General features: G+C 60.7%; 12 protein-coding genes. All 12 read right to left on the bottom strand.

Features of this window, described 5'->3' with window-relative positions; translation table 11 throughout:
- Positions 1–562: Calx-beta domain-containing protein (locus VKV28_17075; protein HLH78516.1), on the bottom strand; the 562-nt coding region annotated here is incomplete at its 3' end.
- A gap of 309 nt (positions 563–871) precedes the next feature.
- Positions 872–1,963, bottom strand: a complete 1,092-nt coding sequence (locus tag VKV28_17070; GenBank protein HLH78515.1) for an amidohydrolase family protein — start codon at positions 1,961–1,963, stop codon at positions 872–874.
- Between the two features lie 41 nt (positions 1,964–2,004).
- Positions 2,005–3,330 (bottom strand): MFS transporter, encoded by a 1,326-nt coding sequence (locus VKV28_17065; protein ID HLH78514.1) that lies wholly within the window; start codon positions 3,328–3,330, stop codon positions 2,005–2,007.
- Between the two features lie 440 nt (positions 3,331–3,770).
- Positions 3,771–6,845 (bottom strand): AsmA-like C-terminal domain-containing protein, encoded by a 3,075-nt coding sequence (locus tag VKV28_17060; protein ID HLH78513.1) that lies wholly within the window; start codon positions 6,843–6,845, stop codon positions 3,771–3,773.
- Between the two features lie 177 nt (positions 6,846–7,022).
- Entirely contained in the window at positions 7,023–7,157 is a 135-nt protein-coding gene (locus VKV28_17055) for a hypothetical protein (GenBank protein HLH78512.1), read from the bottom strand.
- Complete coding sequence (locus VKV28_17050; GenBank protein HLH78511.1) at positions 7,154–8,347, bottom strand: glycosyltransferase family 4 protein; 1,194 nt, start codon at positions 8,345–8,347, stop codon at positions 7,154–7,156. Before VKV28_17050 ends, VKV28_17055 begins: the two co-directional genes overlap by 4 nt.
- Positions 8,348–8,374: 27 nt before the next feature.
- A complete protein-coding gene (locus VKV28_17045) occupies positions 8,375–10,249 on the bottom strand; it encodes an ABC transporter ATP-binding protein (protein HLH78510.1) in 1,875 nt (624 codons plus the stop codon).
- A gap of 390 nt (positions 10,250–10,639) precedes the next feature.
- The gene (locus VKV28_17040) at positions 10,640–11,716 is read right to left on the bottom strand and encodes a radical SAM/SPASM domain-containing protein (protein HLH78509.1); all 1,077 of its coding nucleotides are present in this window, start codon (positions 11,714–11,716) and stop codon (positions 10,640–10,642) included.
- Positions 11,717–11,805: 89 nt separating this feature from the next.
- A complete protein-coding gene (locus VKV28_17035; GenBank protein HLH78508.1) occupies positions 11,806–13,008 on the bottom strand; it encodes a CaiB/BaiF CoA-transferase family protein in 1,203 nt (400 codons plus the stop codon).
- Entirely contained in the window at positions 13,005–13,823 is an 819-nt protein-coding gene (locus tag VKV28_17030; protein ID HLH78507.1) for a citryl-CoA lyase, read from the bottom strand. The genes VKV28_17035 and VKV28_17030 overlap by 4 nt, the downstream gene beginning before the upstream one ends.
- A 12-nt stretch (positions 13,824–13,835) precedes the next feature.
- The gene (locus VKV28_17025; protein HLH78506.1) at positions 13,836–14,162 is read right to left on the bottom strand and encodes a cytochrome c; all 327 of its coding nucleotides are present in this window, start codon (positions 14,160–14,162) and stop codon (positions 13,836–13,838) included.
- Between the two features lie 296 nt (positions 14,163–14,458).
- A partial coding sequence (locus VKV28_17020; GenBank protein HLH78505.1) for a hypothetical protein occupies positions 14,459–15,263 on the bottom strand: 805 nt, incomplete at its 5' end.

The raw sequence follows: 15,263 nt of genomic DNA, 5'->3' as shown, positions 1-15,263 counted from the left end.
CACCGGGGCTGGTGGTATTGAGCAGGACCGAGACCGTGCTGGTGCCCTCGTTCGCAACGATCAGATCGGGCTTGCCGTCACCGTTGAGGTCCGCAATCGCGACTCCATAGGGCGTGGTATTGGTGCCGAAGCTCTGTTGAGTGGCGAAGCTGGACGTGAAGCCGCGCCCGGCGCCGCCGCCGCCCAAAAGCAGCATCTGGAAGGTCTTGGGATTGGTGGCGGGATTGCTGCTGACACCGGCAATCCTGACCGGGATTGTCGCGCTGGTCGCGCCGGCGGGAATCACCAACGAGCCTGTGGTCCGGGCGTAATCGGTCCCAGCCACTGCGGTACCATCCTGGGTCTGGTACTGAACAAAGGCGTCGTAGCTGGTATCGGAACCGCGCGTAATGGGGAAGTTGAGCGTGGTCGACGCGCTGCCAGTAACCGTCACGTTGGCCCCGGAGATCGCTACCGTGGTGGCATCTCCCCAGGCCGACAGCGAGATGGTCAAGCTGAACAACAGAAGCGCGATTGGCCACAATCGGACTGGGCCAGGCACCAGACGGCGATTTTTTGCCACTAATATTTCCTTTGAGTAGAAATAATAACTTTTTTAACTGCGTTTTATCATCGCGACATTTCGAGAACAAGCACAGCAGTGCCATCTTTTAGTAAAAGAACGATACTAAAGATGCGTTTGAGATTGATTGCTTACATCAGCAAAGGATGGCTGACGTTGGCGTGTCCGACTTGGGCTGTCGGAATTTCGAGCCAGGTGTTGCGCGGTTGCGCGCTGGAGCAAAGTTTCCGGCTGGGCGGATGCGCTTAGAAGGGACGGCCCGGCGCGGTTGCGTCGGGCCTGCCGTCAGGGTGGCTGGTTAAGCAGCGCTCACAAGTGGAGAAATTCCCGGGCGTTGTGGCTCAAGATCTTCTCCTTCTGCTTCTGATTGATGTCGCCGCGCTCGCGCAGCTTGTGCACGGTGCCCGGGAACTCCGAGTCGAAATGTGGGAAGTCGGTCGCTAGCAAGACCCGCTCCTCGCTGAATTCCGCCAGCGCATGTCCCAACAGGGGTTCGTCCACTTCGCAGGTGACGTAGCAGTTGCGCTTGATATATTCCGAAGGCGGCTTGCTGATGTGGGGCGCGAAGCCGTTCTTGACCCGGGCGTAGTCGTCATCCATCCGATGCATCCAATAGAGGATCCACTCGGCGCTGCATTCGAAAAAGGCCACGCGCAGGCGCGGGTGGCGCTCGAAGACGCCACCGGTCACAAGCGCCACCAGGCCGGCGGTGCAATTGAGCGGACGCCCCAGTACGTGCATCGGGAAGAAGCTGTTGAACCGGTTGGTCAGCTCGCCTTGGGTTTGCGGATGGAGCATCAGCGGCACTTCAAGCCGTTCGGCTTCGGCGTATAGCGGTTCGAAGACCGGGTCGTCGAGAGTGCGGGTGAAAGTATAGGGCGTGAGATGAACCGCCTTGAAGTTACGCTCCTTGACGCATCGGCGCAGCTCTTCCACCAGGGCCTCAGGATGGCCCCAGGGGAGTATGCCGATCGGCCATAATCGATCCTCGCGACCTTTGACCAGCCGCTTGACCCAGTCGTTGTAGGCCCGGCACAAGGCGGCACCGAGTTCGCCCTCAGTATAGGTCGGAATGCTCAGGACGGTGGGGAAAAGGAACTGAAAGTCGATTCCCTCCTTGTCGTTTTCGGCCATGCGCAGCGCCATGTCATAACCGCAGACCTGCAAGCGAGCTATCTCGCCGCCGTTCCAATTGGCCGAAGGGTCGTACATGACGTTGTGATTAAAATGCTCGTCGGCGGGGCGGGGCCACGGGTTGAGCTTGTGCCGAAACCTGGTCCTGACGTCCCTGCCCTCACCGATTCGTACGGGAGTATATTGCGCGAACTTGCCTTCCAGCTTGTACACTTCATCCATGAAGTAGTGCTCGCGAAGGTGGGAATCCATGTCAAAGACCTGCATCGTCGCTCCTCCTCAGATGGTCTGATCGTTTCATCGGTCGGTTACAAGCCATCTCTCTGTGGCCTGTGCCGTGCTCCTTCGGCAACGTGATCGAGCGCCGCGGATGGTGGATAATTGGCCGACGCCGAGACGGTGGCGTGGCAGCCGAAAACCACCAGTGATCCCGCCGCCAGAAAAATCGCGCATAAATCGAAGGGCGCGGAATAGTGATGACTCCGGTCGAATAGGTAGCCCACCAAGATTGGCCCGGCGGCGGCGCCGACAGAACCGAACACACCAACAACGCCGGACATCGCGCCGAAGCCGCGCAGCCCCAGGGATTCTGCGACCAGAGCGGGCACCAGGGGCAAATGCACGGTATGCACGAGGCCCCACACCAGGGTAAAAGCCCATAGCAGCAGTGGATCGCCCGACCACATCAGCATCAGGATGCTCGCGCCATGAATCAGCAGCGCGAAGCCCAAGGCGCGCCGGGCCGAGATTTTGTCGGCCAGCACGCCGAACAAGAGCTTGCCGGCGACCGCGACGCCCGCCGCGATTCCCAAGGTGAAGGCGGCGCGCTGGGCGCTATATCCGAGTTGAATCTGGTAGGCGACCAAATGGAGGAAGACCCCGCTGAAACCGAAATAAATGAGAAAATTGGCGCCCGACAGAAGCCATAGCGCGGGCTTGTGTAAGATGCGGAGCAGCTCGGCTTTCTCGCTTCGAGCGGCAGGACTGGGCCGGAGCGCGGCGCGCGCGGATTCTCGCGCCGGCCGGCTACTTATTACCAAGGACAGCGGCAGTGCCATTATTAGCATCGGCGCCGCCAAGCTGATAAAGCCGATGCGCCAGCCCGCTTTGCCGATCAAATAAGCAGCGAGCGGATTGTAGATCGCGGCGCCCAGCGCGCTTCCAGCCATCGTGACTCCCAAGGCCAAGCCGCGGTTAACGTCAAACCAGTTGGCCGCGACATAACTGCACGCCAGCGGTCCGGCGCCCACCATTCCGATCCCGCACAGCAGATGGCTCAGGGCCAGGGCGGAAAAGGAATGGGCGCGGCTGGCTATCAGCAGCGCTACGCCCGCCGTCCCTGCGCCCAGCGCCATCACGATGCGGGCATTTACGACATCCAGTAGGGAGCCGATCAAAGGGACGCAAACTACCTGGGCGATAGTGCCCGGGACCGTGAGAAAAGCGGTTTTGGCCCGGCTCCAGCCGAAGGAGCGAAATATCGAGACGTAAAAAACTGCGCCGGTGGCGACGTTTCCGGCGGAATAAACGAAGGCCATGCTGGCAAAGAGGCAGGCCAGCACCGCCCATCGGCGGAGCTGCTCGCCGCCTCGATCGCTCGCGGCGGCTCCAACCGCGATGAACGCGGTCTGCATAATCGGCCTCCGTAACGTGCATCAGTTAAGTTGCGCGATGCACGGCCGAACAGTCCGAATCAGCGTTGCCACAGGCTGTGTACAGCACAACCAGTGCCAAAAGCAAACTGAGCAGACCTTGCGAAAAATTAAAGGGAAAACTTCGCGCGATTAGCTCTCGCGCCCTGGCAGAGCAACGCGAAAGAAGGTTTTTAGGCGCAACGCCATGAACTGACGTTGCGCCAGCTCGAAGCGCAGCCCCGCCGCCACCCAAGCGATAAAAATATAAATCTAACCGCGATCGCAAACTTCAAGGTTGAGTTGCCAGCCAGAATACTGGATGCATCGTTGAGAATGCTGTTCTGCATCAAGCTGGCCTGTCGAAAGCCGGTACGTTAATGCTGTCCGGAGCTGATCTTGCGGATACCCTCCCAAGAGCCGGGTGGCGCAAAATTCTGATTTTAACTCATTAGTCTGCTGATGATTGCGTCCACCGTCCCGCGGGCCGAGCCGTGCGGCTTAACGCTCCATGGTGGCACGCAATCGGGCCAATCGGCGGAAGTAGGTGGTGGCAGAGTCAGGCTGGTCGCGTCTGGCAACGCGGTTTGGGGAACGAAATCGATGGGAAGTTCGAGCACGGCGACCAGCGCCCCGGTGGTAGTGCGCAGCAATTCCGGAGATATGTTCAAAGCGTTGGCTGGACCCGTCACTCTCAGGCGTGCGGCAAAGGCCCGATCGTAGGTATTGGCCAGTCGGGTGCCGATCAGAGGGAGTTGCTCAAGAATCCAGTGAGCCGAGGTGAATGGCAGCACCGCCAGATGCAGGTCCAGCACGTTGCCGGGCACCGTTACGCTCCCGTGGCCGGCCACTCTGATCACCGCACCGGCAAGCTGAACATGTTCGACCTTCAGCAGATCGGGCGCGAAGGCTAGCCGCGCGCTGATCTTGCGGAAGGGAAGGCCGCTGCGCTCGAGATCGGGGGGTCGGAACTTCAGCCAATTCTCCAGGCTCATGACCTCCATCATTCGAGCCAGCACGTCGGCCCTGCCCAGCGTGCCATCGCTGATCGCAATCGTGGCGCCGCCGCAGGATAGCCGCGGTTGGCCAGCGCCCATCAGCAGGCCGGCGTTGACGCGACTGCTAAGTTGTCCTGTAAGCGGTGGGCGCCCACCCTTGGCGTATCCAAGTATGCTAAAGAGTCTGCGCGCATCGATGCGATGGACTCCACCTATTATATGCAGAAAATGCGCTTGGCTTCGCCAAGTGCCAGCCACGAGAAAGGAGCCGTGCAGGGTATGGCCCGTGAGTGTGCGTACGCGCCAAACACCCCCCTGATTGCCGAGCTCGCCTTTCACATCGGTTAGGCTGGCGCCTCGTAGCAAAACCTCATGCAGATCGATGTTGGCCGACAGCTTGATTGGCCGCGAAGGCGAGCTTGAACCATGAGCGCTGCTTGTCAGCCGATCGACGTTGATCGCATTGAGGTCAAGCCGCTGGCCCGAGAGCGCCACTTCGATCGCCGGATGGACAAAATCCTGAACGTCAGCGCGCAGATTGATGGCGCCGTTACCCATCGTTATCCCATTCAGAGCTGCGCTAACGTGGCTGCCCTGAAGGACAAGGCGCGTCTGACGCACGTTCACGGGGCCATTGACGAAGGGCGAGGCTAGCATCAGCGCCGTGGCGTGCATCGAACCGTTTACGATCGGACGTTCGCTAGGTTGCCAATGAACCGCAAACAGTCCACCGATCTGTCCGCCTACTCGAAACCCTTGCGGCATACCGGCCTGGACCATCGTGGCAGACCAACGTTGCAGATCAAGATGGCTCAGGCGAATCTGTGCTCGCAGCCGGCGGCTGCGGAGCCTCAGAGAGGAATTAAGCGCGAGTGTGCCACTATCCGAGGTTAGCACTCGCGCACGGGTGCGAATGATGTGATGGGAGAGGCGAGCCCGGCAATTAAAAAACACGGTGCGGGGAATGTGGCGGTTTTGAAGTCGAAGCAGCCCCTCGCTTAGCTGCAAATTGATCACTCGCAGCCGAGGCCTGCGATTGTGCATCGTCACTTCCCCGCTGGATCGTGCCCTTGCGTAGAGCAGCGCGCCGGCCTTCAGCAGGTTGCGCGCGACGCGCGGCAAATGGCTTAAGTCTAGCTGGGAGAGCTGCAAGCTCAGTGGAAAAGCGGTTTGGTACCTTATGCTAGAAAGAACACCGTCCGTGCTGATCGAGTCTTTCAGCCGCAGCATTCCATCGACGATTTGCAGTGCGCCAATCTGGGCCGATACGTTCCTGGAGGCAAGCACGCCATGCTCCAGAGTGAAATCAACCTCGTGTTGAACCTGCAGCGTGCGCAGGTCAGAAGGTGCCGTGGCGAAATCCAGGTTGGCCGAGGCAAGGGCCAGGCTGATGCGGGTTTGCTCAAGCAGCATCCGCAGCGCCTGGCGATGCCTGCAGATCGGGTTGGAGCATTGCGCAAGTGCTTGGTGCCATGCGCCGACAGGGGCGTCTAAGCGAAGGGAGCTGAAAGAAATTGTGCCGGCGGGTCCGTTCGCGCTGCCCATTGCCTCGAAGAGTGCCGCCAAGCGCAGCCCCAGCGCTCCCGTGTTCGCGCTGAGCAGAGGGTTGGGTGAAAATGGCAAGGTCAGGGTCAGATTCAGGGGAATACGGCGGGTGGTCGCAAAATCGGCGCTGGTCGAGATCGTCCCGCTGATTTCCATCCGTTCTTCGGAAAGCGAAAAGGAACCGTCAAATCCGGCCTGTCCCAGAGTCGGAACCTGACTCATTTCGATCGCGGCCGTGCCCTTAAGAATACCGGCGCCGCTCAGCGCGAGATTCAGCGTGGCGCGGATAGGGATAGCTTGCGCGGTTGCCAAGGTCAGGGTGGCACGCGCCGGTGTGGCAGAATCGCGCGAAGTGGCGATCGAGGTCCGTCCCGACATGGAAATTCCACTCAAGCCGGCGTGGTACCACGCCAGGTGCGAGATCCAGGCTCGCACAGTCTGGGTGGAGCTCCCGATGCGCCCGTCGAGTTCGAGTTGTGAGTTTTGCGCTGACTGGCCGTCGGCGGCAGAAAAAATCACCTGTCCGCCACTGATCACGACGTTGCGCGCCAACCCGCTGATGACGCGTGCGAAAGCAGCGGGTTGGGCAGTCTCTTTGGGCCAAGAGAATTTTGCCCGGCTGGCCTTTAGTCTGGCGTGCGGATTGACCAGAACGATGTAATCGAGCGGCAGCGGATGGAGTCTCAGCAACGCGCCGTAGCCGACTGTCGCGATCACCTGGCGCGAGGTGGCTGCATCACCCTTGCACGTTGCGCTCAAATGGTTGACGGCCAACTCGACCCCAGTTGGTGTGAAATGTAGGGCAATGCGTCGCGTCCTAATCTGGCAGCCGGTTCTTGCCGACACGGCAGAGAGCAGATCCCTCGTGAGGGTTTTCGAGTGAAATAGGATCACGGCGGCGACCACGACCAAAAGAGTCGCTATGCCTGCGAAGCCCACGATGGCGGCCAGCGCCAATTTTGCGCGACGTTCCATAGAGTAGCGGTGAACGGTTCCAAATCTTCAGCCGGGCGAATAAAGAAAAGCCTACCCGCTCATCACCTTAGCGTGCGGCCTGCTTGGTGCGAGTTGGATTAGAAGCGGCGGACTAAGCGGGAATGCGCGTTTGGGCTGCCTGTCACCGTATGGGTTGGAAGCCCGGTAGGCACATGGTTAGCGCGGCGGATCGTAGCCATGGCGATAACGAAGCGCGGCGAAGATCGGGCGCAAAATCGACGACGTGGGCCAGCTCCCGCCCTCGATGGCCCGGCGCGGTGCATGCCGCTTGGCTTCACCCGGCGGCTTCATTCGCGCTCTCTTGGCGCAGCCGAAGCACGCAGCGCCAGGGCGGGCCGGTGGGCCGGGGATTTGTCCAACGATATAGCGGTCGATGCGGTGGCGGTGATCTGCTCGGGGTCGAGCAGGCGATGGTAAAGCTCTTCGTAGCCAGCGGCCATCGCCGTGACGGTGAAGCGGGTCTCGAATTCTCGCCGGCAATTCTGGCGTGAGATGCGATCGATTTTGTGCGCGGCCGCCACCATCTCCTCGACACTATCGGCCAAATAACCGGTGATCCCGTCGTGGATGATTTCGCGCACCGAGCCGCACGGCCTGGCAATCACGGGCGTGCCACAGGCCAACGCCTCGATCATCACTAGGCCAAAGGGCTCAGGCCAATCGATCGGAAACAGCAGGCCGAGCGCATTGCCCAGAAATAGGCTTTTTTCTTCTTCGTTGACTTCGCCGATAAATTCGACGCCCGGCCCTGCCAGCATCGGCTTGATCTTGGTTTCGAAATATTCCCGATCGGCAGGGTCGACCTTGGCTGCGATTTTGAGCGGTAGGCCGGCGCGGCGCGCGACTTCGATTGCCCAATCCGGCCGTTTCTCCGGGGCGATCCGGCCTAGGAAGGCCAAGTATTTTCCGGGTTCGGACTGGTACTTGAGCACCCCGTCGGGCAAACCGTGATAAACCGTGCCCAGCCAGTTGGCGAAGGGCAGATAGGAGCGCTGGTCGTTGCTGATCGAGACCAAGGGCAGGTCGCGATAGGCGCGATAAATCGGATGCAGATGGGGCAGATCGAGGCGCCCATGCATGGTGGAGACGGTGGGTGTGCTCACCAAGCGGGCGAAGGGGAAGCTCCAGTAGTCAACATGGGCGTGGATAATGTCGAATTCGTGGGCGCGTTCATAAGCCGCGCCCAGGTTGAGCAGAGTGTAGCTGTCGCCATATTTGCTCAGTCCGGCCAGGCGCAGCGATTCCGGCCAGCCCGCGGTTAGTGGCGCGTCGACGGTCGAGTCACCCGAGGCAAACAGATGGACCCGATGGCCCCGTCGAATCAGCTCCTCGGTCAAGTAGGCCACCACCCGCTCGGTACCGCCATAAAGTTTGGGCGGAACGCTCTCGTACAGATGAACGATCTGGGCAATTCGCAGACTCCCACCGCGTGCGATCCGGTTGCGCTTACGATACGGCCCATCGCGCATGCTGATTCCCATGGAGATCTTTCCCAATTGGCTGCAGCGTTAAACTTCGGCGCTGCGGCGAGTGTGAAGCAGACGCGGGCTCGATTGTTCGGTCGCCGATTGCAGTGCGCCCAGGCCGCGTACCTGCTCGTGGTACAATTGCGCGTACAGGCCGTCGCGTGCGAGCAATTCTTCATGGCTGCCGACTTCCATCACCTGGCCCTGGTCGAGCACCACAACCAAGTCTGCTTCCAGCGCGCTGCGCAGCCGATGGGCGATTAGAAAACTGGTGCGTCCCGCCATCAAGCGATGCATCGCCTCATGGATGAGGTTTTCGGATTCGGAATCGACCGCCGAAGTAGCTTCGTCCAGGATCAGAATTCGCGGATCCTTGAGAAAGGCGCGGGCCAGGGCCAAGCGTTGGCGCTGTCCGCCCGACAGCTTGATCCCGTGTTCGCCAATCACAGTGTCCAGTCCTCGCGGTAGGCTTGCTACCAGTCCCTTGAGATTGGCTTGCTCCAGCGCATGCCACAGCGCAGCTTCGTCAGCGTCGGGCCGGCCGTAGTGAAGATTGTGGCGGACTGTGCCGCAGAACAAATTGGTATCCTGGGTGACGATTCCGATACTCTCGCGCAGCGACTTCAGGGTTACGTGACGCACGTCCTTGCCGTCGATCAGGATGCGGCCGCTGCTAGGGTCATAGAAGCGGGGCAACAATGCCGCCATGGTGGTCTTCCCCGCGCCCGATCGCCCCACCAACGCTACCGTGCTTCCGCCGGGCACGCGCAAGCTCACGTCGCGCAAGGCCATGCGGCCGTCGCCGTCGTGCGGGCGATAGGCGAAGCTGACGTGGTCGAACTCCACCGCGCCGCGGGTGACCTTCAGCGGCCGACTCAAGGCATGGTCGGCGATTTCGACTTTGGCGTCGAGAAAGGCAAAGATGCGATCGATCGCGGATTGGGCGCTGGAGATGACACTGGAGAGCTGGGTGAAATGCTCCAGGGGTTGATAAATGTAGCCCAGATAACCGATAAAGGCGACCAGCGTGCCGACCGTCATGCTGTGGCCCATAATCATCACGGCCGCCGCCCACACCACGATCGAGGGCGCCACCCGAGTGATCAGTTCGGTCAGCATCTGCTGGCCTGAAACCAGGCGGACCTTATCCAGGTTATAGCGGCGAAGCAGCGCCGCATGTTCGCGAAAGCCGATGATTTCCTGCTCCTCGCGCACGAAGGCCTTGACCGTGACCGCGCCCACAATCCGTTCGTGCAGGCTGGCCGAAAGCCGCTCGACGCTTTCCTGGGTGGCGCGGCTAGCCTTGCGGATGCGAGGTGAAAAGTAGGAGATCATCACCACATACAGCGGGCCTGCGGCAAGCGCGATCAGGGCCAGACGCGGATCGAGCAGAAACAAAAACCAACCTACCAGCAGCAGCGCGGCGGCGTCCATCCAGACGTCGGTTAGAGCCGAGCCGACAAATTGTTGGGCAACCTCGACGTCGTTAACCAGGCGCGAGGCGATTGCGCCGGCCGGATTTTTGTCAAAAAACGCATTGGGCAGCCGTTGCAGATGGGAGAAAAGGGCGCAGCGCAAATCAAAAATCAGCCCGTTGCCGGCGATACCGGCCCAGTAATTACGAAAATAGCTGGCCACGGACTGAACCAGGTAAAGCACCATCATTACCCCGGTCAGCGCGATCAGCTTGGCCTGCGCGCTCGCACCCAGGCCGATTGCGCCCGCCAGGGTCGTGCACAGGTGGTCGATTACGCGGTCGATCCCGCCTGGGGTGGCCTGCGGAACCAACAAGACGTCGAGCACGTACTTGAAGCTAAGCGGAAAGGCGAAAGGCAGGGCAAACTTGCAGATCCCCATCAACGCCGCTCCGATGGTATAAGCCACATGTCGACGAACAAAAGACAAAAATCTGACCATGGGCATCATCCGTAGTCGCCCGTGCTCGCCCAGGAACCCCAGCTTTCGATCTTCGCTATCGGTGGGAGCCCAAAATTTGTACATAAATCCAACCCGAGAACTGCGGTCTCGGCCCTACTATCCGCAAGGTGCGTGCCTACCCCTCGCATGACGCAGCCCAATCTCGGCTGGAACATTTTCGGCAATGATGCTGGCGCTTATTTCGGCATTCAACTTGAGTTTCGGCTGACTGCCCAATCTTCGGGCCTCAGCCAGTGCACCAAATCGAATTTGAGCTAACCCAAATCCGACCGGCTTCTTCGCGGCAGGCGGTTTGCCCGGCTGCTGGGGGAGGATTTACGGTAAATAGAACACCGATTGTTAAGCCTCAGGGCCAGCAATTTCCCAAACCTAATCTGGGACGGAGACCCGGCAATCACGGCAGACTTGCGGCAGGTCGATGCCGCTCCAGCGGGCCCGGTGCAGCGCGCGGTAGGCTGGACTGTTCCACACTTCCGCGATTGACGAGCGAGCGACATTTCCCGGTGTTACCGTATGCGAGGTATCGCAGCAGCACAGCACGGTATCGCCATTCCAGGTGATGTACATTCTCCAGAAGGGAACCGCGCAAAAGCGCGAGGCCACGTAGCGCGCGGACAAGCCATTGGTCTCGATTTCGCGGTCGGCCTGATTGGCCATTCGAACCTGCTCGAACCTAATCCCGCGGGCGCGCCAGAAAGCGCGCTGGCGATAGATCGAATCGGCGGTGTGGTCGGTTACGGTCGCGGTTACGCGCAAGTCCAGTCGCGCCCCCATCGTGCGACGCATCTCATTGAGCCTCTCGACGTTGGCGATTACTTTATCGAGCTTAAGTCCACCCATGTGACGCGAATATATCGTGGGGTCGAGGCTAGGGATGCTGACCGTGATCTGATCGAGGCCTGCTTCGAGCAGGGCGCGGGCACGCTCTTCGTCAAGGAGCGTACCATTGGTGTTGATTTTGGTCTTGGGTAGCCGGCCTCGGCGCCGACTGGTCACCGAACGAATGATTTGCGGCAGCCTTGAGTCGAGCAAAGGCTCGTTGAGGTAGTAGAAATGGACCCACCAAGTATGATGGGCGAGGATTTCGTCGATCAGCCGGCGCCACAGATCATCAGCCATCAGCCCCTGCGGCTGGGTCTTGGAAACTACTGGATACGGGCAGAACCCGCACTGTGCGTTGCATCGGCTAGAGGTCTCGATTTGGATGTTCAAGGGAAAACGAGGCCGCAAAAGACCGAAAAAAAAGTATTTGGCCAATTCCTCTAGGGGGTTTTGAACTGCATCGGGCGACAGTAATCGGCGGCCTCTTATCAGGTCGAGTGCGGTCTTGATGCTTCTTCCCAGGCGCGTTCCCGCGCCTCGCTGAAGTGAGTTGTTCCGAATTGGGCGATCGATACGGTCACCGATCCTGTGAGCGCTGGAGGAGGACACGACCTGAATTTCCATCAGCGCAAGGCAATACTCAAGCGAAAGCAACCCACGATTACGCCGAGTAGAAAATTGGAGCGCCACGGACGCCGGTGGGCCTCTTTCCATCAGCGCGACGCGCTGCCGGCCAGGATCGCGCCGGAGCGTGCCAACTCGTCGATCTCTGCTGTGCAAAGGCCAATTTCGCCCAGAATTTCCCGCGTGTGCTCGCCGATTCTTGGGGGGTCATAGCGCAAGCCCAGGCGCGTGCCGTCATACTCTACCGGCAGCGCGGGCAATTGCGCTTGGATGTCGTTGGGCAGACGGGTATCGAGAAGACCGCCGCTGGCTTTAAGATGCGGATCTTTTAGCAAGTCCTCGGGCCGGGCCACGGGAGCAAAAGATATTCGGCTGCGTTCACTTAGGGCAGTGGCCTGCGACAAAGTTAGCGAGGCGAAGATTTTACGCAAGGTCGGTATCAGGCGCGCGCGGGCCTGGATACGCAGGTTGTTAGTGGCCAATTGCGGGTCGTCGCCTAAATCGGGCCGTTGGGCCGCTGCGCAGAAACGATGCCACTGGCTGTCGGTGGTGATGCCGACGAAGATCTGATGGCCGTCCTTCAGTGTGAAGACATCGTAAATCGCCCAGGCGGATACACGTTCGGGCATCGGCGGAACAGTGCCCGGCACCTGCGCGGCATAACTCAGGTGTTGGCCCATTAGAAAGACAGCGCTCTCGAACAGAGCACTGGTGAGATGGCGGCCGCGTCCGTCGCGCTCCCGCTCGCGTAAAGCCGCCATAATGGCGATTACGGCAAACAGGCCCCCGGTAATATCGACCACCGAGCTGCCAGCGCGCAGAGGATGGCCGCTGGGGCCCGTCATATAGGCCAATCCCGACATCATCTGGACCACCTCGTCCAGAGCCAAACGCTCCTGGTAGGGGCCGGGCAAGAAGCCCTTAAGACTGGCATAGATGAGCCCGGGGTTGAGTTGTGACAGAGCCGGGTAGGAGAGCTGCAGCCGTTCCATTGTGCCGGGGGCGAAATTTTCCACCAGCACGTCGCTGCCTGCCACCAAACGGCGCGCGATCTGAAGGCCGGCGGCGGTTTTCAAATCGACTGCCAAGCTGCGCTTGTTGCGATTGAAGTAGCCAAAATAACCGACACCGAAGCCTTTGAGTTGGCGGGTCGGGTCGCCGCCAGGCGCGGGCTCGATCTTGATTACATCGGCGCCCAGGTCAGCCAGTACAAGGGTCGCCGAGGGACCCATCACGGTATGGCCAAAGTCCAGCACCCGCAGCCCAGTCAGCGGCGCGCGCGCGGTGCTCATCGTTGGCCGGCCGGCAGCGCGCGGGGAGGGGGCCCATCGTAGCGCACGGCTACCGAGGGCGGCATTGGCCCCTTGATTCGTCCGCCTTGCTGAATCTGCTCCCAGGCGTGCGCCATGATTCCGACGCTGCGTGCGAGCACGAACAGCGCGCGTCCCAGTTCGGGCGCGAACCCCAGCTCACAGAACACCACCGCGGTGGCGCCGTCGATATTCATCGGCAAGCGCCGTCCCTTGCGCTGGGCAAGGTCTTCTTCCACCGCCCGGCCGATCGTAGCAAAGCTACCCGAGACCGCCCCCGCAATGCGCGCCTGCTCCACCATTGCCATCAGGCGGGGTGCGCGAGGATCGATCGGATGGAAGCGGTGACCGAAGCCAGGCAGCATTCGGCGCGGATCAGCCAGGCGTGTGGCCAGGATTTCGGCGGCAGCAGCCTGGATGCTTTGGTTGGCGGCCGCCCGTTCGATTTCCAAATATAGCTCCATGCACTGCTGGCCAGCGCCGCCGTGCACGTCGCCCAGGGCATTGGTGGCTGACGCTATGGCGTTGTTGATGCCCACCCCGCAGGTCGCCGCCATCCGCGCGATTGCAATCGAGGGCGCCTGCGGCCCATGATCGACCGCCGCGACCAGGGCCGCCTCCAGCAAGCGGCTTTGCTCGGCAGTGGGCAGGTCGCCGCGCAACAGCAGCCATACCATAGCGGCGAAGCCGACTCGCCCGATTAAATTCTCAATCGCATAGCCGCGCAGGCGAATCACGCCCGGCTCGATCTGGGTTATCGCGGTACGCCACCAATTTTCGATCTCGTCGGATGTCACCGGATTGTTCACCTACTTGGCGTTGGCCTGTACGTAAGCCCAGATCTGTCTGATTTGCATGGGCGAGAGCAATCCCTTCCAGGGCGGCATTTCGCCCTTGCCGTTCTCGACCATAGTGACAAAAAGATCGTGCTGTCCGGCCTTCAGGCTCTTGAGATCGGGTGTGTTGGGCTGAGGATTGTCGAGGTCCACACCATGACAGCGCGCACACAAGGAGGAGTAAAGGGCGTGTCCCTGGGCCGCCGCGCTTTGCGCATAGGCGGCGGGCGCCACGGCGCACGGTGCCAGCAGCAAAAAGGCGATGAACCACTTCTGGTTACGTGCTCCCAGCCTATACAAATCGCTACCTCCGGGAGGGTCGTTGCGCTATCGAGTCTGCCCATCCCCGTTAGAGTTCAGCCTAGCCGAGCGCTCCGAGCAAGAGCATCCGCCCGCCCTCGTGCAGAACGCCCTAACCGGCGGAACTTCCAGTTCTCCCGCAACATCTCCCGGTTTGCACCTGCCCCGGGCTGCAGGCGCGGGGTGCGCCGTGTCAGCAATTCCGGTGTGTCTGATTGAGGAGGCAAGCCAGCCTTTGCGCGAGGCGCCGTTTTAAGCGTACTGAGCTCTATCCAGACCTGTATCCCAGTGCAGCGCTAGAAAGGCCACCTCCATTCCCTGATTTCGGGCGGGTCGATTCCATGGCGACGGGCGTAGGCGAGGTGATCGAGAATTGCATCGCGCATCTTTTCTTTGAAGTGAGCGCCGACGCTCCGCAGTTTGGGCACCCAATCGATCGCATCGCTGACCAGGGTGAAGCGATCGATGCGGTTGCTGATAGCCAGCTCCAACGGGGTGTTGATGCTGCCGAATTCGCGGTAGCCGTGGACATGGATGTTGTCGTGATTGGTGCGCCGATAGGCTAGCTTGTGAACCAGCATCGGGTAGCCGTGGAAGTTGAACAGCACCGGCCGGTCACGGGTAAAAAGGCCGTCGAAGTCGCGATCGGAAAGGCCGTGCGGATGCTCCTGCTGGGGCGCCAGTTTGAACAGATCCACGACGTTGACGAAGCGTACCTTCAGCTCGGGAAATTGCTGGCGCAATAGCGCGGTGGCGGCCAGCGCCTCCATGGTAGGCACGTCGCCCGCGCATGCCATCACCAGGTCGGGCTCGACCCCGTCATCGTTGCTAGCCCACTCCCACAGACCCACGCCCTTGGTGCAATGGCGCGCGGCGGCGTCGCGATCGAGATACTGAAGATGGGGCTGCTTGTCGGCAACAATCACGTTGACGTAGTTGCGACTGCGCAGGCAATGGTCGGCCACGCTCAGCAGGCAGTTGGCATCGGGCGGCAGATACACGCGCACCACGCTTGGCTTCTTGTTCATCGCCAGATCGATGAACCCCGGATCCTGGTGCGTAAACCCGTTGTGATCCTGCCGCCACACGTGGCTGGCCAGC

The sequence above is a fragment of the Candidatus Binataceae bacterium genome (genome assembly GCA_035294265.1).
In the GTDB taxonomy this organism is placed as follows: Bacteria; Desulfobacterota; Binatia; order Binatales; family Binataceae; genus DATGLK01.
This window is presented reverse-complemented; position numbering and strand designations above follow the sequence as displayed.

Coding starts and splice junctions, on each gene's coding strand:
- VKV28_17065 (HLH78514.1), bottom strand. CDS start 3,330: ATGCAGACCGCGTTCATCGCGGTTGGAGCCGCCGCGAGCGATCGAGGC.
- VKV28_17055 (HLH78512.1), bottom strand. CDS start 7,157: ATGAAGCCGCCGGGTGAAGCCAAGCGGCATGCACCGCGCCGGGCCATC.
- VKV28_17070 (HLH78515.1), bottom strand. CDS start 1,963: ATGCAGGTCTTTGACATGGATTCCCACCTTCGCGAGCACTACTTCATG.
- VKV28_17060 (HLH78513.1), bottom strand. CDS start 6,845: ATGGAACGTCGCGCAAAATTGGCGCTGGCCGCCATCGTGGGCTTCGCA.
- VKV28_17040 (HLH78509.1), bottom strand. CDS start 11,716: ATGGAAATTCAGGTCGTGTCCTCCTCCAGCGCTCACAGGATCGGTGAC.
- VKV28_17045 (HLH78510.1), bottom strand. CDS start 10,249: ATGGTCAGATTTTTGTCTTTTGTTCGTCGACATGTGGCTTATACCATC.
- VKV28_17035 (HLH78508.1), bottom strand. CDS start 13,008: ATGAGCACCGCGCGCGCGCCGCTGACTGGGCTGCGGGTGCTGGACTTT.
- VKV28_17050 (HLH78511.1), bottom strand. CDS start 8,347: ATGGGAATCAGCATGCGCGATGGGCCGTATCGTAAGCGCAACCGGATC.